The sequence below is a fragment of the Streptomyces sp. NPDC059906 genome (genome assembly GCF_042730645.1).
Taxonomy (GTDB): Bacteria; Actinomycetota; Actinomycetes; order Streptomycetales; family Streptomycetaceae; genus Streptomyces; species Streptomyces rubrogriseus.
In genome coordinates, this window is sequence record NZ_JBHWKU010000009.1 from 69,029 (window position 1) to 92,808 (window position 23,780).

At 72.9% G+C, this 23,780-nt stretch carries 20 protein-coding genes and 1 pseudogene; 6 read left to right on the forward strand and 15 right to left on the reverse strand.

The window, feature by feature from the left end; genetic code table 11:
• Nucleotides 1-34: 34 nt before the first annotated feature.
• From ACFV9J_RS16285 to glnA4, 4 genes are read right to left on the reverse strand one after another with little or no spacing between them, the layout of a single operon-like run.
• Entirely contained in the window at nucleotides 35-1,039 is a 1,005-nt protein-coding gene (locus ACFV9J_RS16285) for a DUF2510 domain-containing protein (protein ID WP_385354949.1), read from the reverse strand.
• Between the two features lie 37 nt (nucleotides 1,040-1,076).
• The gene (locus ACFV9J_RS16290; RefSeq protein WP_356487051.1) at nucleotides 1,077-1,859 is read right to left on the reverse strand and encodes a 3-oxoacyl-ACP reductase; all 783 of its coding nucleotides are present in this window, start codon (nucleotides 1,857-1,859) and stop codon (nucleotides 1,077-1,079) included.
• Nucleotides 1,856-3,295 carry an aldehyde dehydrogenase family protein gene (locus tag ACFV9J_RS16295; RefSeq protein ID WP_385354951.1) on the reverse strand — a complete coding sequence of 480 codons (1,440 nt, stop codon included), beginning with the start codon at nucleotides 3,293-3,295 and terminating at the stop codon, nucleotides 1,856-1,858. Before ACFV9J_RS16295 ends, ACFV9J_RS16290 begins: the two co-directional genes overlap by 4 nt.
• A 26-nt stretch (nucleotides 3,296-3,321) precedes the next feature.
• Nucleotides 3,322-4,680 (reverse strand): gamma-glutamylethanolamide synthetase GlnA4, encoded by a 1,359-nt coding sequence (gene glnA4, locus ACFV9J_RS16300; RefSeq protein ID WP_385354635.1) that lies wholly within the window; start codon nucleotides 4,678-4,680, stop codon nucleotides 3,322-3,324.
• A gap of 107 nt (nucleotides 4,681-4,787) precedes the next feature.
• On the opposite strand from glnA4, the gene ACFV9J_RS16305 reads away from it, so the two are divergent.
• Together ACFV9J_RS16305 and ACFV9J_RS16310 are read left to right on the forward strand one after the other, a co-directional pair.
• Nucleotides 4,788-5,498 carry a FadR/GntR family transcriptional regulator gene (locus ACFV9J_RS16305; protein WP_385354953.1) on the forward strand — a complete coding sequence of 237 codons (711 nt, stop codon included), beginning with the start codon at nucleotides 4,788-4,790 and terminating at the stop codon, nucleotides 5,496-5,498.
• A gap of 75 nt (nucleotides 5,499-5,573) precedes the next feature.
• Nucleotides 5,574-6,300 (forward strand): annotated as a pseudogene (locus ACFV9J_RS16310) (gamma-glutamyl-gamma-aminobutyrate hydrolase family protein).
• A 599-nt stretch (nucleotides 6,301-6,899) separates the two neighbouring features.
• Here the strand turns inward: ACFV9J_RS16310 and ACFV9J_RS16315 are convergent.
• Entirely contained in the window at nucleotides 6,900-7,889 is a 990-nt protein-coding gene (locus tag ACFV9J_RS16315) for a LysR family transcriptional regulator (protein ID WP_385354637.1), read from the reverse strand.
• 70 nt (nucleotides 7,890-7,959) lie between these two features.
• Between ACFV9J_RS16315 and ACFV9J_RS16320 the strand changes: the two genes are divergently transcribed.
• On the forward strand, nucleotides 7,960-9,150 hold the full coding sequence (locus ACFV9J_RS16320) for a TDT family transporter (RefSeq protein WP_385354639.1): 1,191 nt from the start codon (nucleotides 7,960-7,962) through the stop codon (nucleotides 9,148-9,150).
• Here ACFV9J_RS16320 and ACFV9J_RS16325 read toward each other — a convergent pair.
• The 4 genes from ACFV9J_RS16325 to ACFV9J_RS16340 form a co-directional block, all read right to left on the reverse strand.
• A complete protein-coding gene (locus tag ACFV9J_RS16325) occupies nucleotides 9,077-9,796 on the reverse strand; it encodes a helical backbone metal receptor (protein WP_385354641.1) in 720 nt (239 codons plus the stop codon). The two genes, ACFV9J_RS16320 and ACFV9J_RS16325, sit on opposite strands and share 74 nt — an antisense overlap.
• Before the next feature lie 10 nt (nucleotides 9,797-9,806).
• Nucleotides 9,807-10,376 carry a helix-turn-helix domain-containing protein gene (locus tag ACFV9J_RS16330; protein ID WP_385354643.1) on the reverse strand — a complete coding sequence of 190 codons (570 nt, stop codon included), beginning with the start codon at nucleotides 10,374-10,376 and terminating at the stop codon, nucleotides 9,807-9,809.
• Nucleotides 10,377-10,748: 372 nt separating this feature from the next.
• A complete protein-coding gene (locus ACFV9J_RS16335; protein ID WP_385354645.1) occupies nucleotides 10,749-13,367 on the reverse strand; it encodes an ABC transporter permease/substrate binding protein in 2,619 nt (872 codons plus the stop codon).
• A complete protein-coding gene (locus ACFV9J_RS16340; RefSeq protein WP_385354647.1) occupies nucleotides 13,360-14,469 on the reverse strand; it encodes a glycine betaine/L-proline ABC transporter ATP-binding protein in 1,110 nt (369 codons plus the stop codon). Before ACFV9J_RS16340 ends, ACFV9J_RS16335 begins: the two co-directional genes overlap by 8 nt.
• A 194-nt stretch (nucleotides 14,470-14,663) precedes the next feature.
• Here ACFV9J_RS16340 and ACFV9J_RS16345 point away from each other — a divergent pair, with 194 nt between their 5' ends.
• Both ACFV9J_RS16345 and ACFV9J_RS16350 read left to right on the forward strand, forming a co-directional pair.
• Entirely contained in the window at nucleotides 14,664-15,569 is a 906-nt protein-coding gene (locus ACFV9J_RS16345) for a 5'-3' exonuclease H3TH domain-containing protein (RefSeq protein WP_385354955.1), read from the forward strand.
• Nucleotides 15,570-15,674: 105 nt separating this feature from the next.
• On the forward strand, nucleotides 15,675-16,517 hold the full coding sequence (locus tag ACFV9J_RS16350; protein ID WP_385354649.1) for a siderophore-interacting protein: 843 nt from the start codon (nucleotides 15,675-15,677) through the stop codon (nucleotides 16,515-16,517).
• A gap of 500 nt (nucleotides 16,518-17,017) precedes the next feature.
• Here ACFV9J_RS16350 and ACFV9J_RS16355 read toward each other — a convergent pair whose 3' ends face one another.
• Nucleotides 17,018-17,599, reverse strand: a complete 582-nt coding sequence (locus tag ACFV9J_RS16355; RefSeq protein ID WP_385354651.1) for a GNAT family N-acetyltransferase — start codon at nucleotides 17,597-17,599, stop codon at nucleotides 17,018-17,020.
• Between the two features lie 106 nt (nucleotides 17,600-17,705).
• Here ACFV9J_RS16355 and ACFV9J_RS16360 point away from each other — a divergent pair, with 106 nt between their 5' ends.
• A complete protein-coding gene (locus ACFV9J_RS16360; protein WP_385354653.1) occupies nucleotides 17,706-18,656 on the forward strand; it encodes an RluA family pseudouridine synthase in 951 nt (316 codons plus the stop codon).
• 36 nt (nucleotides 18,657-18,692) lie between these two features.
• Here the strand turns inward: ACFV9J_RS16360 and ACFV9J_RS16365 are convergent, their stop codons facing one another.
• The 5 genes from ACFV9J_RS16365 to ACFV9J_RS16385 form a co-directional block, all read right to left on the reverse strand.
• Nucleotides 18,693-20,189: a cytochrome P450 gene (locus tag ACFV9J_RS16365; RefSeq protein WP_385354655.1), complete on the reverse strand. Its 1,497-nt coding sequence runs from the start codon at nucleotides 20,187-20,189 to the stop codon at nucleotides 18,693-18,695.
• 75 nt (nucleotides 20,190-20,264) lie between these two features.
• Nucleotides 20,265-20,885: an ATP/GTP-binding protein gene (locus ACFV9J_RS16370; protein WP_385354657.1), complete on the reverse strand. Its 621-nt coding sequence runs from the start codon at nucleotides 20,883-20,885 to the stop codon at nucleotides 20,265-20,267.
• Nucleotides 20,866-21,297 (reverse strand): DUF742 domain-containing protein, encoded by a 432-nt coding sequence (locus ACFV9J_RS16375; protein ID WP_385354659.1) that lies wholly within the window; start codon nucleotides 21,295-21,297, stop codon nucleotides 20,866-20,868. Before ACFV9J_RS16375 ends, ACFV9J_RS16370 begins: the two co-directional genes overlap by 20 nt.
• Nucleotides 21,294-21,671: a roadblock/LC7 domain-containing protein gene (locus tag ACFV9J_RS16380; protein WP_202544993.1), complete on the reverse strand. Its 378-nt coding sequence runs from the start codon at nucleotides 21,669-21,671 to the stop codon at nucleotides 21,294-21,296. Before ACFV9J_RS16380 ends, ACFV9J_RS16375 begins: the two co-directional genes overlap by 4 nt.
• A gap of 26 nt (nucleotides 21,672-21,697) precedes the next feature.
• Complete coding sequence (locus ACFV9J_RS16385) at nucleotides 21,698-23,323, reverse strand: sensor histidine kinase (protein ID WP_385354661.1); 1,626 nt, start codon at nucleotides 23,321-23,323, stop codon at nucleotides 21,698-21,700.
• Between the last annotated feature and the right edge of the window lie 457 nt (nucleotides 23,324-23,780).

Below are 23,780 nucleotides of genomic sequence, written 5' to 3' on the forward strand. Positions count from 1 at the left end.
GGTATCGGTGTCGGTGTCGGTGTCGGTATCAGTGTCAGTCCGTCGGGCCGATGCCGCTGCCCACGCCGCCGCCGGTGTCCGCGTCGCCGATGGGCCGGATGCCCTTGGTGATGGTGTCCATGTCGGCCAGCGGCGGCCCGTCCTCACCCGCGTCGAAGACGTAGCGCACGAGGATCGGGGACTCGGTGCCGACGGTGGACGGGAACACCATCGACTGCACGTAGCCGCCGGGACCCTCGGCCGTCGTCACCCGCCAGCGCACGTAGTACCCGGCGCGTCCGGCGACCGCGACGGGGCCGGACGCCACCTCCTCGTGGGACTCGATGCCGCCGAAGGGCTTGTTGCCGATCAGGTCGCGGTCGTAGGCGTCGTCGGCCGCGTCCTCGATGTCCTGCTGGGCGAGGATCTTCGGGGAGGTCTCGGCGTTCGCCGTGACGGTGCGCGAGACGACGAGGCCGTGCCGGCACACGCTGCCGTCGGCGGGGCAGTCGTAGGTGCCGTCGGTGGTCATCATGACGTCGTCCTCGGCGACGTACTTGGGCCGGACCCAGCCGTCCGGCAGCGGCAGGGTGATGCCGTTGAGCTGGTCCTCGACCAGGGCCGGGTCGTCGGCGGAGGGCTCGGAGGCGGTGGGTGAGGAGGACGGCGGCTCGCTGACCGGCGCGGGGTCGGTGGCGGTCGCCGTGACCGGCGGGGTCCGCGTCCGCGCGCTGCCGTCGTCGTCCTCGCCCAGCACGAACACGCCGGTGACGATCGCCGCGACCAGCACGGCCGCGGCGGTGGTGACGGCGACGGCCTTGCCGCGTCCGCCGCTGCCCGGTGCTCCGCCGGAGGGCAGGGGCACGGTCGCCGCCTGGCCGGGCTGCACCGGGTGGTACACCGGTGTCGGCGGCTGCCCCGTCTGCGGGGCCTGGCCCGCCGCCGGTCCGTACCCGACGGGCTCGGGAGCCCGGCGGTGCTCCGTCCAGGCCGTGCCGTCCCACCAGCGTTCCTGGTGCGGGGCCGACGGGTCTCGGTACCAGCCGGGCGGCGGCGTCATGCTCATCCCGGCACTTTAGGGCGCGACACGCGGGGATCTACAGCGGTGTGACGTACGCCCCGGAGATGCCGCCGTCCACCAGGAAGTCCGTGGCGTTGACGAAGGAGGAGTCGTCGCTGGCCAGGAAGGCGACGGCGGCGGCGATCTCCTCGGCCTCGGCGAACCGTCCCACCGGGATGTGCACCAGGCGGCGCGCGGCCCGCTCCGGGTCCTTGGCGAACAGCTCCTGGAGGAGCGGGGTGTTGACCGGTCCCGGGCACAGCGCGTTGACGCGGATGCCCTCCCGCGCGAACTGCACGCCCAGTTCCCGGGACATGGCGAGGACGCCGCCCTTGGACGCGGTGTACGAGATCTGCGAGGTGGCGGCGCCCATCCGGGCCACGAAGGACGCGGTGTTGATGATCGACCCCCGCCCCTGGCGCCGCATGTAGGGGATGGCGGCCTTGCAGCACAGGTAGACGGAGGTGAGGTTGACCTCCTGGACGCGTTTCCACGCCTCCAGGCCGGTCTCCAGGATGGAGTCGTCGTCGGGCGGCGAGATACCGGCGTTGTTGAACGCGACGTCGACGCTGCCGTAGGTGTCGTACGCCGCCGCGAACAGCGCCTCGACCTGTCCGGGGTCGGTGACGTCGGCCTTGACGAAGATGCCGCCGGTGTCCTCGGCCGCGGCCTTGCCCCGGGTCTCGTCCACGTCGCCGCAGACGACGTGGGCGCCCTCGGAGGCCAGTCGGCGGACGGTGGCGAGGCCGATGCCGCTGCCCGCCCCGGTGACGACCGCGGTACGGCCGACGAGCCTGCGGCAGACGATGTCTTCGCTCACTGTGCGGGGCCCTCCGTGCTCGATGGGGTGCTGCTGATGAAGAGGTTCTTGGTCTCGGTGAAGGCGGTCAGCGCGTCCGGGCCCAGCTCGCGGCCGATGCCGGACTGCTTGAACCCGCCGAACGGTGTCCAGTAGCGGACGCTGGCGTGGGAGTTGACGGACAGGTTCCCGGCGCGCACCGCGCCCGACACGCGCAGGGCGCGGCCGACGTCCCGGGTCCACAGCGAGCCGGCCAGGCCGTAGTCGGTGGCGTTGGCCAGGCGGACCGCGTCGGCCTCGTCCTCGAAGGGCAGGACGACGGCGACGGGCCCGAAGACCTCCTCGACGGCCACGCGCGCGTGCGCGTCTACGCCGGTGAGGACGGTCGGCGGGAACCAGAAGCCGGGGCCGCCCTCGGGGGCCTTGCCGCGGATGCCGGCGGCGTCGGCGGGGACGTGGGAGCGGACGCGCTCCAGCTGGGCGCGGGAGATCAGCGGGCCCATCTCGGTGTTCTCGTCGGCCGGATCGCCGACCCGGACGGCCTCGATCGCGGGGGCGAGGAGTTCGAGGAAGTGGTCGTACACGGACCGCTGGACGAGGATGCGGGTGCGGGCGCAGCAGTCCTGGCCGCTGTTGTCGAGGAAGGACATGGGCGTGGCGGCCGCGGCGGCCTCGATGTCCGCGTCGGCGAAGACGATGTTGGGGCTCTTGCCGCCGAGTTCGAGGGTGACGGGTTTGAGGAGGGCGGCGCCCTTGGCGGCCACCTGCCGGCCCACGGCGGTGGACCCGGTGAAGACGATCTTGGCGACGCCGGGGTGCTCGACGAGCGCGTCGCCCGTAACCGGCCCGTGCCCGGGCAGCACCTGGAACAGGTTCTCGGGAAGTCCCGCTGCCAGGGCGAGTTCGGCCAGGCGGAGCGCGGTGAGCGAGGTCGTCTCGGCGGGCTTGAGGAGCACCGCGTTGCCCGCCGCGAGCGCCGGTGCCGTGGCCCAGGCCGCGATCGGCATCGGGAAGTTCCAGGGGGCGATGACGCCCACGACGCCGAGGGGTTCGAGGAGCGTGACGTCCAGGCCGCCGGCCACCGGGATCTGGCGTCCGGTGAGCCGCTCCACTCCCCCGGCGGCGTACTCGAGCAGGTCGCGGACGTTGCCGGCCTCCCAGCGGGCGTTGCCGAGGAGGTGCCCGGCCTGGCGGACCTCCAGGCGGGCCAGCTCCTCCAGGTGTTCGTCGACGGTGACGGCGAAGCGGCGCAGCAGCCGGGCCCGGTCGCCGGGGGCGAGGGCGGCCCAGGCGGTCTGCGCCCGTGCGGCGCGGGCGACGGCGGCGTCCACGTCGGCCGCGGAGGCGGCGGGGACGGTGGCGAGGACCTCTTCGGTGGCGGGGTTCAGGACACGTAGCTCGTCGGGGAGCTTCTCGGACGGCTCGGACGGCTCGGACGGCTCTGACAGCTCTGACAGCTCTGACGGCTCGGACAACCGGTGCCTCACATGCGTTCGAAGGAGCGGCGCAGTTCCCAGTCGGTGACGGCGGCGTCGAAGGCGTCCAGTTCGACGCGCGCCATGTTGCGGTAGTGGGCGACGACCTCGTCCCCGAAGGCGGCCTTGGCGAGGGCGCTGTTCTCCCACAGCTCGGCGGCCTCGCGCAGGGTGGTGGGGACGTGCGCGAAGTCGGCGGTGTACGCGTTTCCGGGGCAGGGCTCGGGCAGCTCCAGCCGCTGCTCGATGCCGTGCAGTCCGGCCGCGACCAGGCCGGCCACCGCGAGGTGGGGGTTGACGTCGCCGCCGGGGAGCCGGTTCTCGAAGCGGAGGGAGCGGCCGTGGCCGACGACGCGCAGCGCGCAGGTGCGGTTGTCGTGGCCCCAGGCGACGGCGGTGGGGGCGAAGGAACCGGGCTGGAAGCGCTTGTAGGAGTTGATGTGCGGGGCGTAGAGGAGGGAGAACTCGCGCAGCGCCACCAGCTGTCCGGCGAGGAAGTGCCGCATGACGTCGGACATACCCGCCCCGTCGGCCATCGCGTTGCGGCCGTCCGCGTCGGCGAGCGAGAGGTGGATGTGGCAGGAGTTGCCCTCCAGCTCGTTGTACTTGGCCATGAAGGTGAGGGACATGCCCTCCTGGGCGGCGATCTCCTTGGCGCCGGTCTTGTAGACCGCGTGCTGGTCGCAGGTGACCAGGGCCTCGTCGTAGCGGAAGGCGATCTCGTGCTGGCCGGGGTTGCACTCGCCCTTGGCGGACTCGACGGTGAGGCCCGCGCCGGCCATCTCGTTGCGGATGCGGCGCAGCAGGGGTTCGACGCGGCCGGTGCCGAGGACGGAGTAGTCGACGTTGTACTGGTTGGCCGGGGTCAGGCCGCGGTAGCCCGCGTCCCAGGCGTGTTCGTAGGTGTCCCGGAAGACGATGAACTCCAGCTCGGTGCCGACCTGCGCGGTGTACCCGTGTCCGGCGAGGCGTTCCAGCTGGCGGCGCAGGATCTGGCGGGGCGCGGCGAGCACCGGGGAGCCGTCCTCCCAGGCGAGGTCGGCGACGGCCATCGCGGTGCCCTCGTTCCAGGGCAGCCGACGCAGGGTGGCGAGGTCGGCGTGCATGGCGAAGTCGCCGTAGCCGCGGTCCCAGGAGGACATGGCGTAGCCGTCGACGGTGTTCATGTCGGCGTCCACGGCGAGGAGGTAGTTGCAGCCCTCGGTGCCGTGTTCCAGGACCTCGTCGAGGAAGAACCGCGCGGCGAACCGCTTGCCCTGGAGGCGGCCCTGCATGTCGGGGAAGGCGAGGACGACGGTGTCGATGTCACCGGCGGCGACGAGGGCGTGCAGTTCCTCGACCCCGAGCGGGGGTGTGCGCTCTGCCACGGGGAGAGCCTCCTTCTGGCCGGGAGCCATAAGGTATTGCCGGGAACCTTTGGTTGGGAAGGGGGCGCGGCGGCGTGCGGGAGGAAACCGCCGGGAGGGCCGGGAGCGTGACGGGCCGGCCGGCTCCGGTGCTGCGGCCGGTGCGGGCCGGCAACGGCTTCGAGGAGGCGCTGGAGCAGATCCTCCAGGTCGTCAGGCTGGGCCTGGTGGCGGCGGGCGAGCGGCTGCCGGCCGAGCGGGAGCTGGCCGGGCGGCTCGGGATCAGCCGGGTGACGCTGCGCGAGGTGCTGCGGGTGCTCCAGGACCAGGGGCTGGTTCAGGCGCGGCGCGGCCGTTACGGCGGGACGTTCGTGCTGCCCCGGGCGGACGCGGGCGGCGAGGACGAGCTACGGCGCCGGGTGGCCGGGGTCGACATCGAGGACGTGCTGCGCTTCCGGGAGGTGCTGGAGGCGGGCGCGGCCGGGCTGTGCGCGGCGCACGGGCTGGCGGACGCGCAGGCGGCACGGCTGCGCGCGGCGCTGGCCGGCACCAGGGACGCGCCGCTGGCGCAGTACCGGCGACTGGACACCATGCTGCACCTCACCCTGGCGGAGCTGTGCGGCTCACCGGCGCTGGCGGCGCAGTACGCGGCCGTCCGCGCCACCCTGAACGACCTGCTGGACTGCATCCCGCTGCTGGTGCGCAACCTGGAGCACTCCCAGCGTCAGCACGCCGCGCTGGTGGAGGCGGTGCTCGACGGGGACGCGGACGGGGCGCGGGAGATCGCCCGGGAGCACTGCGCGGGCACGGCGGCGCTGCTGCGCGGGTTCCTGACGTGAGCGTATTGCCGTGACCACGCGCTCCGGCAAAGGTGTGGGAACGCTCCATTGCCCGATCCATCACCTGGAGGACGGATGGCCGACCGGCCGCTGATCGGTGTCAGCACGTATCTGGAGTCCGCGGCGCTGGGGCGTGTGGGAGCTGGAGGCGGCGCTGTTGCCGGCCGGGTATCCGCGGCTGGTGCAGCGGGCGGGCGGGCTGGCCGTGATGCTTCCGCCGGACGCGCCGGAGCACGCCGCCGCGACCGTCGCCCGCGTCGACGGGGTGGTGATCGCGGGCGGCCCGGACGTGGAGCCGGTGCGTTACGGCGCCGAGCCCGGCCCGCGCACCGGCCCGCCGGCCCGGGCCCGGGACACCTGGGAGCTGGCGCTCATCGAGGCGGCCCTGGCCGCACGCGTCCCGCTGCTGGGCGTCTGCCGGGGCATGCAGCTGCTCAACGTCGCCCTGGGCGGCACCCTCGTGCAGCACATCGAGGGGCACGCCGAGGTGGTGGGCGTCTTCGGCGGCCACCCGGTCCGCCCGGTGCCGGGCACGCTGTACGCCGGTGCCGTGCCGGAGGAGACGTTCGTGCCGACGTACCACCACCAGGCGGTGGACCGGCTCGGCACCGGTCTGGTCGCCGCGGCCCACGCGGCGGACGGCACCGTGGAGGCCCTGGAACTGCCCTCCGGCCCCGGCTGGGTCCTGGGCGTGCAGTGGCACCCGGAGATGGGCGAGGACGTACGGGTGATGCGGGCCCTGGTGGCCGCGGCCCGCTCGAACCGACCGGTGCCCGAGGACCGGCCCGGCCCTGGCCGGTGACTTGGTCGACGACGCCCGACCGCCGCCCCGACGGAACGTGCCGAGCACGCCGGGCGCCGACGGTGATCTGCGCGGTGTAGGCGTGGGTGGTGTCCGAGTCGGCGACCGGGGTGCCGCCGGTGACGGCGACGGCGGCCGCCGCGCACGCCCCGCAGCCCGCGATCCACGAGGTCCCCACCCCCTCGGCCCGAGCCCGGCCCCGCCACCGCCCCAACGCCCCGCTCATCACGCCCCTCGACGCACCCGACCAGCGACACAGGGACCAACGGACCCCACGACACCGCAACCCGCCGGACAACACGGCCCCGCACCCCCGGGCGAACCCCGACCGACCCCGCCGGCACGCCCACGCCAGGTCGCCAACGCCCCTCGACGCACCCGACCGACGGCACGGGAACCAACGGGCCCCACGACACCGCAGCCCGCCGGACGACACGGCCCCGCACCCCCGGGCGGGCCCTGACCGGCCCCGTCGGCGCAGGTAAACCCCAGGTCGCGCGACGGACGTAACCGGCGGCGTGGCTCGCAGCTCGTGGGACGGGGCGGGCCGGCCGTTCGTGCGATTGCGGGGCGGGCCCCGATCGGGTGTGTCGGCGCGGCTACGCCCTGGTCAGGGACAGCAGTTGGCGGGCCGGGCCGGTGGGGCGGTGGCCGGTGGGCCAGACCGCTCGCAGGTCGCGGGCCAGGACGACGTCCGCCACGGGGACGCTCACCAGGCGCCGGGTGGTCAGTTCCTCGCCGACGGCGAGCTCGCTGAGGACGGAGGGGCCGGCGCCGCCCACCGCGGCCGCCTTCACCGCCGTGGTCGAGGACAGCTCGATCAGGGGGCGGGCCAGGCCGCCCAGCGCCGCGTCCAGGACCTGCCGGGTGCCCGAGCCCTTCTCCCGCAGGATCAGCGGGGTGGCCGCCAGCTCCGCCGCCGCCAGCGGGCGTCTGCGGCGGGCCCAGGGGTGGCCCGGCGCGGTCACGACGATGAGCCGGTCGTGGCCGATGACCGCGGAGTCGAGGCCGGTCGGCACACTGACCCCCTCCACGAAGCCGAGGTCGGCGTCGTCGGCCAGCAGGCGCTCCGCGACGGCCGCCGAGTTGCCCGCGAGGAGCGACACCGCGGTGTCGGGCAGCTGGGTGCGCAGCGCGACCAGCCAGCCCGGCAGCAGGTACTCGGCGATCGTCATGCTCGCCGCGACCCGCAGCCGCGAGTCCCGCCGGTCGCGCAGCGCCTGCGCGCCCGCGTCGAACGCCTCGGCGGCCTCCACGATCCGCCGCGCCCAGTCCGTGACCAGCGCCCCCGCGTCGGTGAGCCGGGAGCCGCGCGGCGAGCGGTCCACCAGGGCGACGCCGAGTTGCCGTTCCATCGAGCGGATGCGGCTGCTGGCGGCCGGCTGGGTGATGCCCAGCTCGCGCGCCGCCCCGCCGAGGCTGCCCAGCCGGGCCACCGCCAGCAACAGCTCCATCGCCCCGAGGTCCGGTACCCGGTGTGCCAGCGCGCCCGCCACATGCCGTGCCCGTGTGTCGTGCCCGCCCTCGGTGCCACCGCCCGTGCCACCGCCCGTGCCACCGCTCGTACTGCTGCCCGTGCCGCTGCCCATAACTCCAGCTTATGTCCTCATAGAGGCAGGGTCTCTGGTCAGGGACTACGCCCGCCGCGACCGTGGAGCCATGGTCACCGCAGCCCAGCCCCGCTCCCCCTCCCCGTCCCCGTCCCCCTCCTCCGCCGGCGCCGGCGGCCGGGCCGTCCGGCGGGTCCCGGCCGTCCGGCATCTCGGGCCCAACTGGTACGCGTGCGTCATGGGCACCGCCATCGTCGGCACGGCCGGAGCCGCGCTCCCGGGGCACGTGGTCGGCCTGCGCGCCGCCTGCACCGCGGTCTGGGCCCTGTCCCTCGTCCTGCTGGCGGTCCTGCTGACCGCCAGGTCCCTGCACTGGCTCCACCACCGCGACCAGGCCCGCGCCCACCTCCTGGACCCGTCGGCGGCCCCGTTCTACGGCTGCCTGTCGATGGCCCTGCTGGCGGTCGGCGGCGGCGCCCTGACCCTCGGCCGGGACTGGATCGGCACCCCGGCCGCCATCGCCCTGGACACCGTGCTGTTCACCGCCGGTACGGTGATCGGACTCGCGGCGGCGGTCGCCGTGCCGTACCTGATGGCCGTACGCCACCGCATCGAGCCGGGGCAGGCCAGCCCGGTCTGGCTGCTGCCGCTCGTCGCGCCGATGGTGTCCGCGGCCGTCGGGCCGCTGCTGGTGCCGCACCTCCCGGCGGGGCAGCCCCGCGAGACGCTGCTGCTCGCCTGTGTGGCCATGTTCGGCGTGAGTCTGTTCGCGACGCTGGTGACGCTGCCGGTGGTCTTCGGCCGGCTGCTCACCGGCGGGCCGCTGCCGCTCGCGCTCACCCCGTCGCTGTTCCTGGTCCTCGGCCCGCTCGGGCAGTCGACGACCGCCGTGGGGAAGTTCGCGGACGTGGCGCCGGGGGTCGCGCCGGGGCCGTACGCCGAGGGCTTCGCGGTCTTCGCCGTGCTGTACGGAGTGCCGGTGATGGGCTTCGCGCTGATGTGGCTGGCCCTCGCCGCCGCGCACGTCGTCCGGGCCCGCCGGGCGGGCATGCGCTTCTCGATGACCTGGTGGTCCTTCACCTTCCCGGTGGGCACCTGCGTCACCGGCGCCGAGGCGCTGGCCCGCGAGACGGGCCTGGTCGTCTACGACGGGCTCACCGTCGCCCTGTACGTCCTCCTCGTCGCCGCCTGGGCCGTGGCCGCCGTGCACACCGCGCGGGGCCTGCTCAGCGGCGTACTGCTCGCAGGGCCGCGGCCAGCACCCGGGGCGCCTCGGCCAGTGACGGCCCGTACCACGTGAGGTGCCGCCCGTCGACGAGGGCACAGGGCAGGCCGGGGAAGGCCTCCGGGCCGTCGTCGGCGGTGAAGCGGTACGGCTCGTCCGGCAGGACCACGACGTCCGGGCGGGCCGCCCGCAGTTCGTCCACCGGGACCTTCGGGTAGCGCTCGGCGTGCGCGGCGTACAGGTGGTCGACGCCGAGGCGGGCCAGGACGTCGCCCGCGAAGGTGTCGCGGCCCAGCACCATCCAGGGCCTGCGCCAGATGGGCACCACGGCCGTCGCGCGCCGCTCGGGCGCGGGCGGGCCGTCCCAGGCGGCCTGCGCCTCGTCCAGCCAGCGAGGGCGGGAGGGCGCGCCGCAGGCGGTCAGTACCCGGTCCAGCTCGGTGACGGCCTGCGGGACGGTGCGCACCTCGGTCACCAGCACCTCGACGCCCGCCGCGCGCAGGATGTCCAGGTCGGGGGCGCGGTTCTCCTCCTCGTTGGCGACGACCAGGTCCGGGGCGAGGGAGAGGATCCGGTCGGTGTCCGGGTTCTTGGTGCCGCCGACGCGGACGACGTCGAGACCGGCCGGGTGGGTGCACCAGTCCGTGGCGCCGACCAGGGCGCCCGGCACCGTACGGGCCACCGCCTCGGTGAGCGACGGGACCAGGGAGACGACTCTCACCGGCACGCCCTCACCGGCGGGGCCCTTCCCGGACCGCCTCGATGTGCTCGGCGACGGCGACGACGATCAGCCGGGTGTCCGGCACGGTGGCCCGCCAGCGGTGCCGGACACCACCGGTGAGGTACAGCGTGTCGCCGCGCCCGAGCCGGTAGGCCCGGCCCTCGGCCTCGATCTCCACGGCGCCCTCGGCGACAAACATCAACTGGTCGTTGCGGTACTGCAGTTCCCGTCCGGCGTCGTGGTCGCCGGTGAACTCGGAGGCGTGCATCTGGTGGTGCCCGCGCACCAGGGAGCGCACCCTGGGGGCCAGCTCGGGTTCGGGCTCCTCGGCACGGACCACGTCGACGCTGCACGCGGGGTCGGCCGCGGCGAGCAGTTCCACGGCGGTGGTGCGCAGGGCGTCGGCCACCTTCTCCAGGGAGGTCTGGCTGGGCCGCGCCCGGTCGTTCTCGATCTGGCTCAGGAAGGGCACGGACAGGCCGCTGCGCTCGGACACCACGGCGAGGGTGAGTTCGAGGTCCCGGCGCCGCCGGCGTACGGCCGCGCCCACCCGGAGGTGCTGATCCTTGTGGTCGCCCATCGCTCCGGCTCCCTCCTCCACCCGTCGTCCTGATGAGTTCTCTGCACCCTACGCATGTTCGGCAAACCGTTTCATGCGGCCGTCACATCGATGTCACGGTGTGGTGGCCGCGACCTCACGTTTCTCGCCACGGGTGGCACCGCCCGCGCGCCGTCGCGCACGCCTTACCGGTTCAAGGCGTGGACGGCCTTGCGTGTTCCCGCCAGCCGCTCGCACCCCGGCCGGGTCACGCTCAGGCCGGGACCTGGCGCTCCGTGGTTGGCCGAATCCCTACCGTGTCCGGGCCGGGAACGACCCGAGGGGTGGACCCGGGGCGCCTCGGGGAGACGCCACCGTGCCCACCCCTCGGGGTGACCGTCGCGGAGTGCTGCGCTACTGCGGGGTCATCCGGCCGACGACGTCCGGGTGCTCCTTCAGCCAGGCGGCGACGGCTTCCTCCTCCTTGCCCTGGCCGCGGTCCTTGATCTCGGCCTCCAGGCTGCCCAGCTCGTCCTCGCTCATCTTGAAGTTCTTGATCCACTTCGTGAGCTGCGGGTACTGCTCGGGGAACTTCTTGCTGGAGATGGTCCGGATCGTGTTGCCCTCGCCGAAGGCCTTCTTCGGGTCCTTCAGCTTGGTCAGCTCGTAGTCGCTGTAGGCCCAGTGCGGCGACCACAGGGTGACCGCGACCGGCTCCTTCTTGGCGAGGGCGCGCTTGAGCTCGGCCAGCATGGCGGGCGTGGAGCCGTCGACGACCTCGTACTCGTCCTCGAGGCCGTAGCCGGGCAGAACGTCGTTCTTCAGCAGCTGCATCTCACCGGTGCCGGGCTCGATGCCGATGATCTTCCCGTCGAAGAGGTCGCTCTTGCCCTTGAGGTCGGCGAGGGACTTGACGTCCTTCACGTACGAGGGGACGGCGATCTCCAGGGAGGTCGGTTCGTACCAGGTGCCCAGGTCGACGAGGTTGTCCTTGTGCTTGTTCCAGTAGTTGCTCTGGGCGTAGGGCAGCCAGGCGTCGAAGTTGAGGTCGATGCCGCCGGAGGCCAGGCCGGTGTAGACCGGGCCGACGTCCATCTGCTTCAGGTTCATCGTGTAGCCGCGGCGCTCGAGGACGTTCTTCCACAGGTAGGTGACGGCGACGTCCTCCTCCCAGGGGAACCAGGCCACGTCGAGCGGCTGCTTGGCCTCGGCGGGAGTGGCGCCGGAGCCGCCCTCGACCGGGGCGAGCTTGTCGACGACGCCCGGGTTGGCCTTGAGCCAGGTGCGGACGGCCTCCTGCTGCTGCCCCTTGCCGGCCTTGTTGATCTCGGCCTCGAGGCTGGTGAGCTGCTTCTCCGTCATGGAGAAGTCCTTCAGCCACTTGGCCGCGACCGGGTTGTCGTCCGAGAAGCCCTTGCGGGACAGCGAGTGCACGCCGTCGCCCTTGCCCCAGGCGCCCTTGGGGTCCTTCAGCTTCTTCAGCTTGTAGTCGTTGTACGCCCAGTGCGGGGACCACAGCGTGGTGACGATCGGTTCCTGCTTGCTGTACGCCCGCTTCAGCTCGGCCAGCATCGCCGGCGTGGAGCTGTCGACGACCTTGTACTCCTTGTCGAGGCCGTACTCCTTGAGCACCTTGGTCTTGAGCAGGTTCATCTCACCGGCGCTGGGCTCGATGCCGGTGATCTTCCCGCCGAAGAGGTCGGCCTTGCCCTTGAGGTCCTCGAGGGAGTTGATGTCCTTCATGTACGCCGGGACGGTCAGCTCCAGCGAGGTCTCGTCGTACCAGGAGCCGAGGTCCTCGAGCTGCTTGCCGTACTTCTTCCAGTACTGCTCGTGGGTGGTCGGCAGCCACGAGTCGGTCTGGAAGTCGATGTTGCCCTGGGCGAGCGCGGTGTAGAGCGGGCCGGCCTCGAACTGCTTGGCCTCGACCTCGAAGCCGCGCTGCTCCAGGATCTCCTTCCACAGGAACGTGGAGGCGACGCCCTCGTCCCAGGGGATGTAGCCGATGGAGATCTTCTTGCCGTCGCCGACGTTCTTGCCGCCGCCGGCCGTGTCCGCGTCGTCGGAGCTGCCGCCGAACATGCCCATGCCGCCGGCCACCAGGGCGAGGATCACGATGCCGATCACGGCGACCTGCGGCTGGGGGCGGTAGGACCAGATCTTCAGGCCCTCGGTGGCGCGCGCCTTGGCCGCGGCGCGGCGGCCCAGCGGGGAGACGCGGGTGCCCAGCGCGCTGGTCATGCGGTCCAGGTAGATCGCGAGGATCACGATGGCGAGACCGGCCTCGGCGCCGAGGCCGACGTTGAGCTGGCCGATGGACTCCATGACGTCGCCGCCGAGGCCGCCGGTGCCGACCATGCCGGCGATCGCGGCCATGGACAGGCCGAGCATGATGACCTGGTTGACGCCCGCCATCACCGTGGGCAGCGCCAGCGGGAGCTGGACGCGCAGCAGGGTGTTGCCGGGCGTGGTGCCGAACGCCTCGGCCGCCTCGACCAGTTCCTTGTCGACCTGGCGGATGCCCAGCTCGGTCATGCGGACGCCGGGGGCGAGGGCGAAGATCAGGGTGGCCACGATGCCCGGGGCGGAGCCGGTCCCGAAGAACAGGATCGCCGGGATCAGGTAGATCATCGCGGGCAGCGTCTGCATGAAGTCCAGGACCGGCCGCACGAACGCGCTCACCCGGTCCGAGCGGGCCGCCCAGATGCCCACCGGCACCGCCACGACCAGGGCGATGATCGTGGCGACCAGCAGGAGCGCCAGGGTGACCATCGCGTTCTCCCACAGTTCGAGGGAGTCGATGAAGGCGAACCCGGCGAAGGAGAGGACACCGGCGAAGGTGCCGCGCAGCCAGAAGGCGATCACGGCGAAGATGCCGGCGAGCAGCAGCGGCTCGGGGGCCTGGAGGACGGCGTTGATGCCGTCGTAGGCGCCGGTGAAGATGTCCTTGAGGAAGGTGAAGAGCCAGGAGACGTTGTCGAGCAGCCAGTCGACGCTGCTGTTGACCCAGTCGCCGAGGGGGATCCTAGGCACGGCTGATCACCTTCTTGCCGCCCTTGTCCCGCGGGGACCGGCAGACGCCGGGTTCGACGTCCTCGTCGCCGAGGAAGCCGATGAGGCGCTGGGCCGGGACGACGCCGACGAGCCGGCGCTCGCCGTCGAGCACCGCCACCGCGTGGGGCACGCGGGCGCTGATGGCGCACAGCTCCGAGAACGGCGTGTCGGGCGTGGCGGTCTCGCAGTCGCAGTCGGCCTCGTCGCCGCGCACGTCGGTCTCCATGACGGCGCCGGCGGTCAGGACGCGGGAGCGGTCGACGTCCTTGGTGAAGGAGGCGACGTAGTCGTTGGCGGGACGTATCAGGATGTCCTGCGCGGTGCCTATCTGCACGATCCGGCCGTCGCGCATGACGGCGATGCGGTCGCCCAGGCGCATGGCCTCGTTGAGGTCGTGGGTGATGAAGACGATGGTCTTCTTCAGGGTCTTCTGCAGGTCGAGCAGCTGGTCCTGCATGTCGCGGCGGATCAGCGGGTCGAGGGCGCTGAAGGACTCGTCCATCAGCAGCAGGTCGGCGTCCGTGGCGAGCGCGCGGGCCAGGCCGACGCGCTGCTGCATGCCGCCGGACAGCTCGTCGGGCCAGGACTTCTCCCAGCCGGCCAGGCCGCACAGGGCGAGCGCCTCGTCGGCGCGGCGCTCGCGCTCGGCGCGGGGCACGCCCTGCACTTCAAGACCGTAGGCAGCGTTGTCACGGACGCTGCGGTGGGGGAAGAGCGCGAAGTGCTGGAAGACCATGCTGATCTTCATGGAACGGACCATGCGCAGCTCGCGGTCGCTGAGCGCGGTGAGGTCCTGGCCCCCGAAGCGGACGTGCCCGGCGGTCGGCTCCGACAGACCGTTGAGCATGCGCAGCAGCGTGGACTTGCCTGATCCGGACAGCCCCATGACCACGAAGATCTCGCCGGGCTCCACGGTGAAGGACGCGTCGATGACGGCGGCGGTGGTGCCGTCGGCGCGCAGTTCCTCCCGGACGTCCCCCTGGTCCTTGCGGACGTCTTCCTGGCGCAGTCGTTCGACCGCCTGATCCGGTTTCCTGCCGAAGACCTTGTACAGGTTCTCGGCCTCTAGTCTGGCTGACACGCTTACCTCTTGACTCGGGGGCAGGGGCAGGGCCCAAAGCTCCCCTAACAGTTGAATGCATCAACCAGCTTCGGCCCGGCTGCGCGCCTGCCCCGATGTTTATGCGCCAAACATTCAAGTGAGCCAGTTCACACGTCGTCCCCCGCCCGCGCACCCGACCTGCGGCATGATTGCGAGGCGTGACCGGACGACTGATGCTTCTCGACACCGCCTCCCTCTACTTCCGCGCCTACTTCGGCGTGCCGGACTCGGTGAAGGCGCCCGACGGCACGCCGGTGAACGCCGTGCGCGGCCTGCTGGACTTCATCGACCGCCTGGTGAAGGACCACCGGCCCGAGCACCTGGTGGCGTGCATGGACGCCGACTGGCGACCGCACTGGCGGGTGGAGCTGATCCCCTCCTACAAGGCGCACCGGGTGGCCGAGGAACGGCCGGCCGGTCCCGACGAGGAGGAGGTGCCCGACACGCTGTCCCCGCAGGTGCCGGTCATCGAGGCCGTCCTCGACGCGCTCGGCATCGCCCGCGTCGGCGTGCCGGGGTACGAGGCGGACGACGTCATCGGCACGTACACGGCGCGGGCCACCGGCCCGGTCGACATCGTCACCGGCGACCGTGACCTGTACCAGCTCGTCGACGACGCCCGCGGCGTGCGCGTGCTCTACCCGGTCAAGGGCGTCGGCACGCTCAACCTCGTCGACGAGGCCGCACTGCGCGAGAAGTACGGCGTCGACGGCGCCGGGTACGCCGATCTGGCGCTGCTGCGGGGCGACCCGAGCGACGGGCTGCCCGGGGTGCCCGGCATCGGCGAGAAGACCGCGGCCAAGCTGCTCGCCGAGTTCGGGGACCTGGCCGGGATCCGGGCCGCCGTCGACGACCCGAAGGCCAGGCTGACGCCCACGCAGCGCAAGCGGCTGACCGAGGCCGGGCCGTACCTCGCGGTGGCCCCGAAGGTCGTCAGGGTCGCGGACGACGTGCCGCTGCCGGACACCGGCACCGCCCTGCCGCACGGCCCGCGCGACGCCGGGGCACTGGACGCGCTGGCGGCCCGCTGGGGACTGGGCGGGTCACTGCAGCGCCTGCTGACCACGCTCACCGCCTGAGCGGCGCCGCGCGGCGGCCCGTTTCCATGAGCCGCACACGGATCGGGATGCTAGCTTAGGTATGCCTAACTCAGTGAATCTCACGCAGGGAGCAGGGAGGCCGTCATGGCAGACCGTCCGGCACGCAAGCCGCGCAAGCCGCACACCGCGCAGGTCGTCCGCACCGAGCGGCTGACCCCGCACATGCAGCGCGTGGTGCTCGGCGGCGAGGGACTCTCCGCGTTCGCGGCGGACACCTGCACCGACCACTATGTGAAGCTGCTCTTCCCCTCCGGGGGTGCGACCTACCCGGAGCCCTTCGACATGGAGCGGATCCGCGAGGACTTCCCCCGCGAGCAGTGGCCGGTGACCCGGACGTACACCGTCCGCCACTGGGACGCCGAGCACCGTGAGATGACGCTGGACTTCGTCATCCACGGCGACGAGGGGCTCGCCGGGCCCTGGGCGAAGCGGGTGCGGCCGGGCGAGACGATCCACTTCATGGGCCCCGGCGGCGCCTACGCCCCCGACCCCGCCGCCGACTGGCACCTGCTCGCCGGTGACGAGAGCGCGCTGCCCGCGATCGCCCGCTCCCTTGAGGCGCTGCCCGACGGCACCCGCGCGTACGCCTTCGTCGAGGTCGAGGGGCCCGAGGAGGAGCAGAAGATCGACTCCGACGTGGAGGTCGTCTGGCTGCACCGCGCCGGCCGTCCGGTCGGGCAGGCTCTGGCCGAGGCCGTGCGGGCGCTGGAGTTCCCCGAGGGCAGGCTGCACGCGTTCGTCCACGGCGAGGCGGCCTGCGTGAAGGAGCTGCGCCGGTACCTGCGCGTGGAGCGCGAGATCCCCCGCGAGGACCTGTCGATCTCCGGCTACTGGCGGCTCGGCCACAACGAGGACGGCTGGCAGGCCTCCAAGCGCGAGTGGAACGCCCGCGTCGAGGCCGAGCAGGAGGGCGCGACGGCAGCGTAACGGCCCCGGCGGCCCCCGCGGGCCACGAGCCCGTCGGGCGCCGCGTACCCGCCCGCACGTCGTGCCGCGCCGCCCCCGGCAGCGGCGCGGCAGCACCCCGGCACCCGGCGAACCCCCACACGGGAAACCGGCCGCGCCCGCCCAGCCGCGCACAGCACCACCCCGGCACCCACCGGTCCCCGAGGCCCTTGAGCCGGCGCCTACGCGCCCACACGAGACGCACGCCGTGCCGCCGCCCCCGGGAGCGGCGCGGCAGCACCCCGGCACCCGGCCAACCCCCACACGGGAAACCGGCCGCGCCCGCCCAGCCGCGCACAGCACCACCCCGGCACCCACCGGTCCCCGAGGCCCTTGGACCGGCGCCTACGCGCACGTCGTGCCGCCGCCCCCGGGAGCGGCGCGGCAGCGCCCCGGGGCGAGAGCGCGCGGGGAGGCGGCAGCGACCGCGCGGCACTGGCTTCCGCCGCCGGGCTCTGGCGGCCCCGCGGGCGGCGAGTCCGTCAGTCGCCGCGTACGCGCGCGTGCAGGTGCATGTCGTGCCAGCCGTCGGGGTGGAGGACGGCGCTGCGTTTGGTGCCCTCCAGGGCGAAGCCGGTCTTCTGGGCCACCCGGCACGAGGCGTCGTTGGCCACCGCGTGCAGGAGTTCCAGGCGCTGGAAGCCGATCTCGGCCAGGGCCCAGCGGGCCAGGGTCCGGGTGGCCCCTGCGGCGACACCCCGGCCGCGGGCGTCGGCCGTCGTCCAGTAGGCGACCTCGGCCACCCCGTCACCGAGCACCCATTCGCGCAGCGCCACCCGGCCCAGCAGCCGGTCGTCCGCCGCGTCCGCGACGGCCCACTGGACGCCGCGCTCCCGTTCCCAGGCGCCCTGCCACTCGGTGATCCAGCCCCGCACCTCCTCCTCGGAGTCGGCCGCGCGGGCGTGCCACTGGTGCATCACCGGGTCCTGGAAGGCCGCGTGCACGGCGGGCGCGTCCTCGGTGCGCCACGGGCGCAGCACCAGCCCGTCGCCGGTGGGGAGCGCGGGCTGCGGGGCGCCGGAAAGGGTGCCGGCCGCGAGGACCGGGCGTGTCAGGTAGGGCATGGACGGCATCCTGCCAACGGGCCCGGGCCCCGGCCCACCGGTTTTCCGGCGGGCCCGGCCCACTCGGTCCGCCGCCGCAGGTCACCGCCTCGTAGGCTGGCAGGTGATGAGACGCCGTACCCCTCCCCCGCCCTCGCCCCTGCCGCAGCGCGACGGCATCGACGCGGTGCGGGTGCGGCTGCCCGCGGACGGGCCGTGGTCCACGGTGCGGGAGCACCTGGCGCAGCGGCTGTCGGCCGCGGGCGACGGTGTGGTCGACGGCATGTTCGACGCCGGGCTGTTCGTCGGGGCGGACGGTCGCCCCGTGGCGGGCGACGCGCCGTACGAGCCGGGCATGTTCGTGTGGTTCCACCGCGAGCTGCCCGCCGAGGTGCCCGTGCCCTTCCCGCTGGAGATCGTGTACCGCGACGTGCACATCGTCGTCGCGGACAAGCCGCACTTCCTGGCCACCACCCCGCGCGGCGGCCACGTCACGCAGACCGCGCTGGCACGGCTGCGCCGGGAGCTGGACATCCCGGCACTGGGTGCCGCGCACCGCCTGGACCGGCTCACGGCGGGGCTGGTCCTGTTCACCGTGCGCCCCGGGGAACGCGGCGCGTACCAGGGCCTGTTCGCCGAACGGCGGGTGCACAAGGTGTACGAGGCCGTCGCCCCGTACGACGCGGCGCTCGCCCTTCCCCGGACGGTCCGCAGCCGGATCCTGAAGGAGCGCGGGGTGCTCGCCGCCCGCGAGGTGGCCGGCGAGCCGAACGCCGTGACCCGCGTGGAGCTGCTCGCACACCGGCCGGAGCACGGGCTGGGCCGGTACCGGCTGGTGCCCGGCACCGGCCAGACGCACCAGCTGCGCGTCCACCTGAACGCGCTCGGCGTGCCGATCCTCGGCGACCCCCTCTACCCGGAGGTGGCCGCTCCCGTGCCGGCCGGTGACTTCCGGCGCCCGCTGCAACTGCTCGCACGGGAGCTGGGGTTCACCGATCCGGTCACGGGGCGCGAGCACCGCTTCCGCAGCGGCCGGTCCCTCGGCGCCTGGACCGCGTACGAGGACTGGGCGGCGTAGGACGACAGGGGCCGCGTAGGAGGGCCGGGGCGGCCGTCAGTAGCCGCGCCACCAGAGCAGGAAGCGCTGCCAGGCACCGCGGGGGCGGGGCTGCCCCGCTCCCGGCTCCTGCTGCGGCTCGGCGGCCGTCACCGACACGGGCTGCGGCGGCTGGGAGGGCTGCGGCGGCTGGGTCCGCTGTTCCGGCTTCGGCAGGCCGACGTGCCAGGGTGCGTGCCGTTCCGGCATCGGGGCGTGACTCGGCTGCTGCATGATGTCCTGCTGCGCCCTGGGCTCGAAGCGGACCGGCAGTTCCACCAGGTGCCGCGAGGCGATCGACGACCGCCAGCGCAGGTCGTCCTCGTCGCAGTCGAGCTGGAGGTCGGGCAGCCGCATCAGCAGCGCGTCGATGCCGGCGTCGGCGATGGCCCGCCCGATGTCCTGCCCGGGGCATTCGTGCGGGCCGCCGCCGAAGGCGAGGTGGGCGCGGTTGCCCATCATGCTGGCGTCCAGGTCGGGACGGATGCGCGGGTCGACGTTGCCCGGCGCGATGCCGAGCAGCAGGCCGTCGCCGGCGCGGATGCGCTGACCGCCCAGTTCCGTCTCCTGTTTGGCGAAGTAGGCGAAGACGGTGCTGAACGGCGGCTCGTCCCACAGGGACTGCTCGACCGCCTGCGGCACCGTCATCTGGCCGCCGCTGAGCTGGGCGCGGAAGCCCGGGTCGGTGAGCACCACCCGCATCACGTTGGCGATCAGGTTGACGGTCGCCTCGTAGGCGGCCAGCAGGACCACCCGCAGGTGCTCGCGGACCTCGTCGTCGGTGAGCCCGGCCGGGTGGGTGACCAGGCGGCCCGCGATGTCGTCGGCCGGGTCGGCCCGGCGGGTGGCGGTGAGCCGTCCCAGCGCCTCCATGACGTAGGCGTGGCTGGCGATCGCCGTGTCGGTGCCCTTGAGGGTGTCGCGGGCGGCCTCCACCAGCCGGTCGTTGTACTCCTCGGGCATGCCGAGCAGATGGCACATCACGCCCATCGGCAGGTGCTCGGCGAACCGGCTGACCAGGTCGGCGCGGCCCTCCTCGCAGAAGCGGTTGACGACGCGCTGGGTGTAGCGCTTGATGTGCCGGCGCAGCTCCCGGTAGTCGAGGTCGGACATGGCGCTGGTGACCGCGCCGCGCAGGCGCTTGTGCTCGTCGCCCTCGGCGTGCGAGCAGATGGGCTGCCAGGCGATGTGCGGCATGAGGGGGTGGTCTGGCTTGACCATGCCCTCGTTGAGCGGGGTCCAGATCCGGCTGTCGCGGCAGAACTGGGAGGGGGTGCTGACCATGTGCAGGTTCTCGGCGTGCCCGAGGACCACCCACATGGGTACGTCGTCGTGGAGCAGCGCGGGCGCCACCGGCCCGTGCTGCTCGCGCAGCCTCTCGTACAGCTCCTCCAGGTCGTCCGCCTCGTGGAGCCGGTGCAGTCCGCCCGGCCCGAGGCCGTGCGCGGGGCAGCCGGGCGGTGGTCCGAGCAGGGGTTCGCCCGTTCCGGTCGGGGAGTGGCTTTCAGGCGTCACAGTCTCGCTCCGCAACAAAAGGTGTGGTCACGTCAGAAGGTGTGGGTCACGTCGGGGGTCGGTGGGGCGCGCGGGTCAGGTGAGCGCGCCCTTCATGGCGAGGGAGTGCAGGAAGCGCATCAGGGTCATCAGGACGTCCCGGCTGGAGGCCCGGCGCCGCACGTCGCAGTCGAGGATGGGGATCTCCTCGGGCAGGTCGAGCGCGGTGCGCAGTTCCGCGACGGGGTAATGGGGCGCGTCCGGGAAGGTGTTGACGGCGACGACGAAGGGCACGCCGCGTTCCTCCAGGCGGCCCATGACGTCGAAGCTGACCTCCAGGCGGCGGGTGTCGACCAGGACGACCGCGCCGAGGGCGCCTTCGAACAGGCCGTTCCACAGGAACCAGAAGCGCTCCTGGCCGGGCGTGCCGAAGAGGTAGAGGACCAGTTCGTCGGTGATGCTGATGCGGCCGAAGTCCATGGCGACGGTGGTGGCAGTCTTGGAGGCGGAGCCGTAGTTGTCGTCGACGCCGATCCCGGCCTGGGTCATCGTCTCCTCGGTGGTCAGCGGCCGGATCTCGCTGACCGAACCGACCATGGTGGTCTTGCCGACCCCGAAGCCGCCCACGATGACGATTTTCACGGCGGCCTCGGCCGTGTGCGGCAGCCGGTCCTCGGTCCGTGGGCCCGGGATCGTGTCAGAGCTTTTGAAGTCCATGCATCACCGCTTCGAGGAGGTTTCGGTCGGCGACCTTCTGGCGGACGATCGGGGCGCGGGCCTGCACCAGTTCCGCCGCCAGCAGGTCGGTGAGCAGTACGGTCACCACACTGAACGGCAGGCTCAGATAGGCCGACAGCTCGGCCACCGACAGGGGTGCGGCGCACAGCCGCAGCAGGGCGGCCTGTTCCGGGGTGGCGGACACCGGGGGGTCGGCGCGGGCCACGATCAGGGTGACGAGGTCGATGTCGGCGCGTTCGCCGCCTCCCTCACCGCCGATGACGAAGAGCCGCTCGGGGTTGCGGACCTCGCCCTCCTTGGCGGGCGCGCCGGGTGCGGCGGGCGCGGGAGGGGCGGGCGCGGCGGGCCGGTCGGGCCCGGGGGATCGCCTCTGGCGCCTGGGAGGACTCATACGGTCTGCCCGTTGCGCCGTGCCGGACTGGTGAGGTGGGGGCCGATCCGGGCGACCAGGTCGGCCATGCTCAGGCCCATCCGGCCGGGTTCGCAGCGGACGTCGGAGAGCACGGCGAGATAGGCGTTGGGACCGGCGGCCATCAGGTAGAAGTAGCCGCCGTTCATCTCGATGAGCACCATCTTCATGTCGCCGTCGCTGGTGGGGATCTCCTGGCTGACGGCGCCGGCCAGGCTCTGCAGGCCCGCGCAGGCGGCGGCGACGCGGTCGGCGGCGTCCGGGTCCCCGGAGTAGCGGGCGATGCGCAGGCCGTCGGCGGAGAGCACCACGATCATCTCGATGCCCGGGACGCCGTCGTAGAGGTCCCGGAGCATCCAGTCGAACTTGCCTTGCTGCTCGATCACTTGAGGTTCCCCTCGTCGTCTGCCGGGGCGTGGGCCGGCTCGCTGCTGCTGGACTGCTGGTGGGCCTGCGTGCTGCCCGGGTGCTGCTTGAGCCCCTCCCAGAAGGCGCCGATGAAGTGGCCCGGCGGGAGGCCGCCCTGGTCCTTGTCCTGCGCGGGCTCCGGCTCCGCGGGCGCCGGGATGCCGCCCCGGGCGCGCTCGGCGGCCTGGCGGGCCTCGCGTTCGGCGTCCTCCCGCTCCCACACGGCCTGCTCGGCGAGGCGCTGGCTGAGCGGCATCTTGACCCGGCTGCGGCGCTGCGGGAGCCCGCCCGCCGTCCACTCGGTCACCTCCGGAACGTCGTCCTCCAGGGACACCGTGGCGGGGATCCGGGGGCTGGTGGGACGGCGCTTCTTGGGCTTGCGCTCCGGTCCGGGCAGGGCGTCGGGGCCGGGGGTGGGGATCGAGGTGGCGCCGATGCCGTGGGCGAGGCCGACGCCGGGCTCGGTGGTCATCATCTTGCTGGGCACGATGAGGATGGCGCGGACGCCGCCGTACGCGGAGGCCCGCAGCGAGACGTCCATGCCGAACTGGGTGCACAGCCGGCCGACCACGGACAGGCCCAGGCGGGGATGGTGGGCGAGGTCCTGCACGTCGGTGCCGCGCTTGGCCTGCTCGAGCAGGCCCTCGATGCGGCCGCGGGACTCCTCGCTGAGGCTGACGCCGGCGTCCTCGATCTCGATGCACACACCGCTCTGCACCTCGGTCGCGGTGACGTGCACCTTGGCCGCGGGCGGCGAGTAGCGGGTGGCGTTGTCGAGGAGTTCCGCGGCGGCGTGGATGACCGGTTCGACGGCGGTGCCCTTGATGTTGACCTTGGCGATGGAGGCCAGGTTGATCCGGCGGTACTCCAGGATCCGGGACATGGCGCCGCGCAGCACGCTGTAGAGGGCGACCGGTTCGGGCCACTGGCGTCCGGGGCGGCCGCCGCCGATCACGGAGATGGAGTCGGCGAGGCGGCCGATCAGCGAGGTGCCGTGGTCGATGCGCAGGAGGTCGTCGAAGACCTCGGGGTTGCGCCCGTGGTCCTCCTCCATCTCGCGGAGTTCCTTCTGCTGCTGGTGGACGATCGCCTGGACTCGGCGGGCGATGTCGACGAAGGAGCGCTCGGCGGACTCGCGCATGGCGTCCTCGTGGTCGACGATCTCGCAGACCATCCGGATCAGCTTGCGCTGGGGTTCGCCGAGTTCGGTGTAGGAGGGGTCCACCTCGCCGAGGCGGCCCATCATTTCGCGGGGCGTGACGCCCCTGCGCATGAAGTTCAGGACGGCGGGGAGGACTTCGGCGCCGAGACGGACCATCTCCTCGTGGTGGCTCGCGGCCCGGTGCTCCAGATACGCGGTGTGACGGGCGTGCTCGGCGCCGAGGGCCCGCAGCGCGCGGCCGCGGCGTACCGCTTCGGCGGCCGCGGCGATCACCAGGACGGTGGCGACGGCACCGCACAGGCCGACGGCGAGCCGGGCCGGTTCCGTCACGAGGGCGACGGCGGCCCCGGTGGCCGCGGCCATCAGTATGGCCGGCAGCAACAGCGTTCGCGCGTAGGGAAGTTCACGGCGACCTGGAGGGGAATCAACACTCACCATGTAGGCCCTCTGAAAACGAATCGGCTGGGATGGGGAAGCTAGGGGGCGCCGTTTGGATCTTGCCGGGGTCGCGGGGTCTGGCACGCACATCTGCGGCGTTGTCGTCGGTTGCCAACGCTCCGCGTTGTCGCCCTCCTCCGCCTTGCAGCTGCACGCACCAGACCCCGCTCGAGTCGGCAACAAAGCACCGTTGCCTGGAGCCGGCCTGATCCAAACGACACCCCCTAGCGACGGGGTATGTCTGGGAGTTGTCGGGATCTTCGGCGCATTGGGAACAAGCGCGCGATTCCACCTCAACTCGGTGCGCTGCGGGCGAGCTTAGTCCGGGGGGATCATCGCCGTGTCATATTCGGCAAGCACCTGAAACGGGCACGGGGTCTGGAGTATGGTCGGGCCCATTTGCACGCCCGGGAGTCATTCGAACACGTGGAGTAATGCCTCAAGTGTGCTCGAAAAT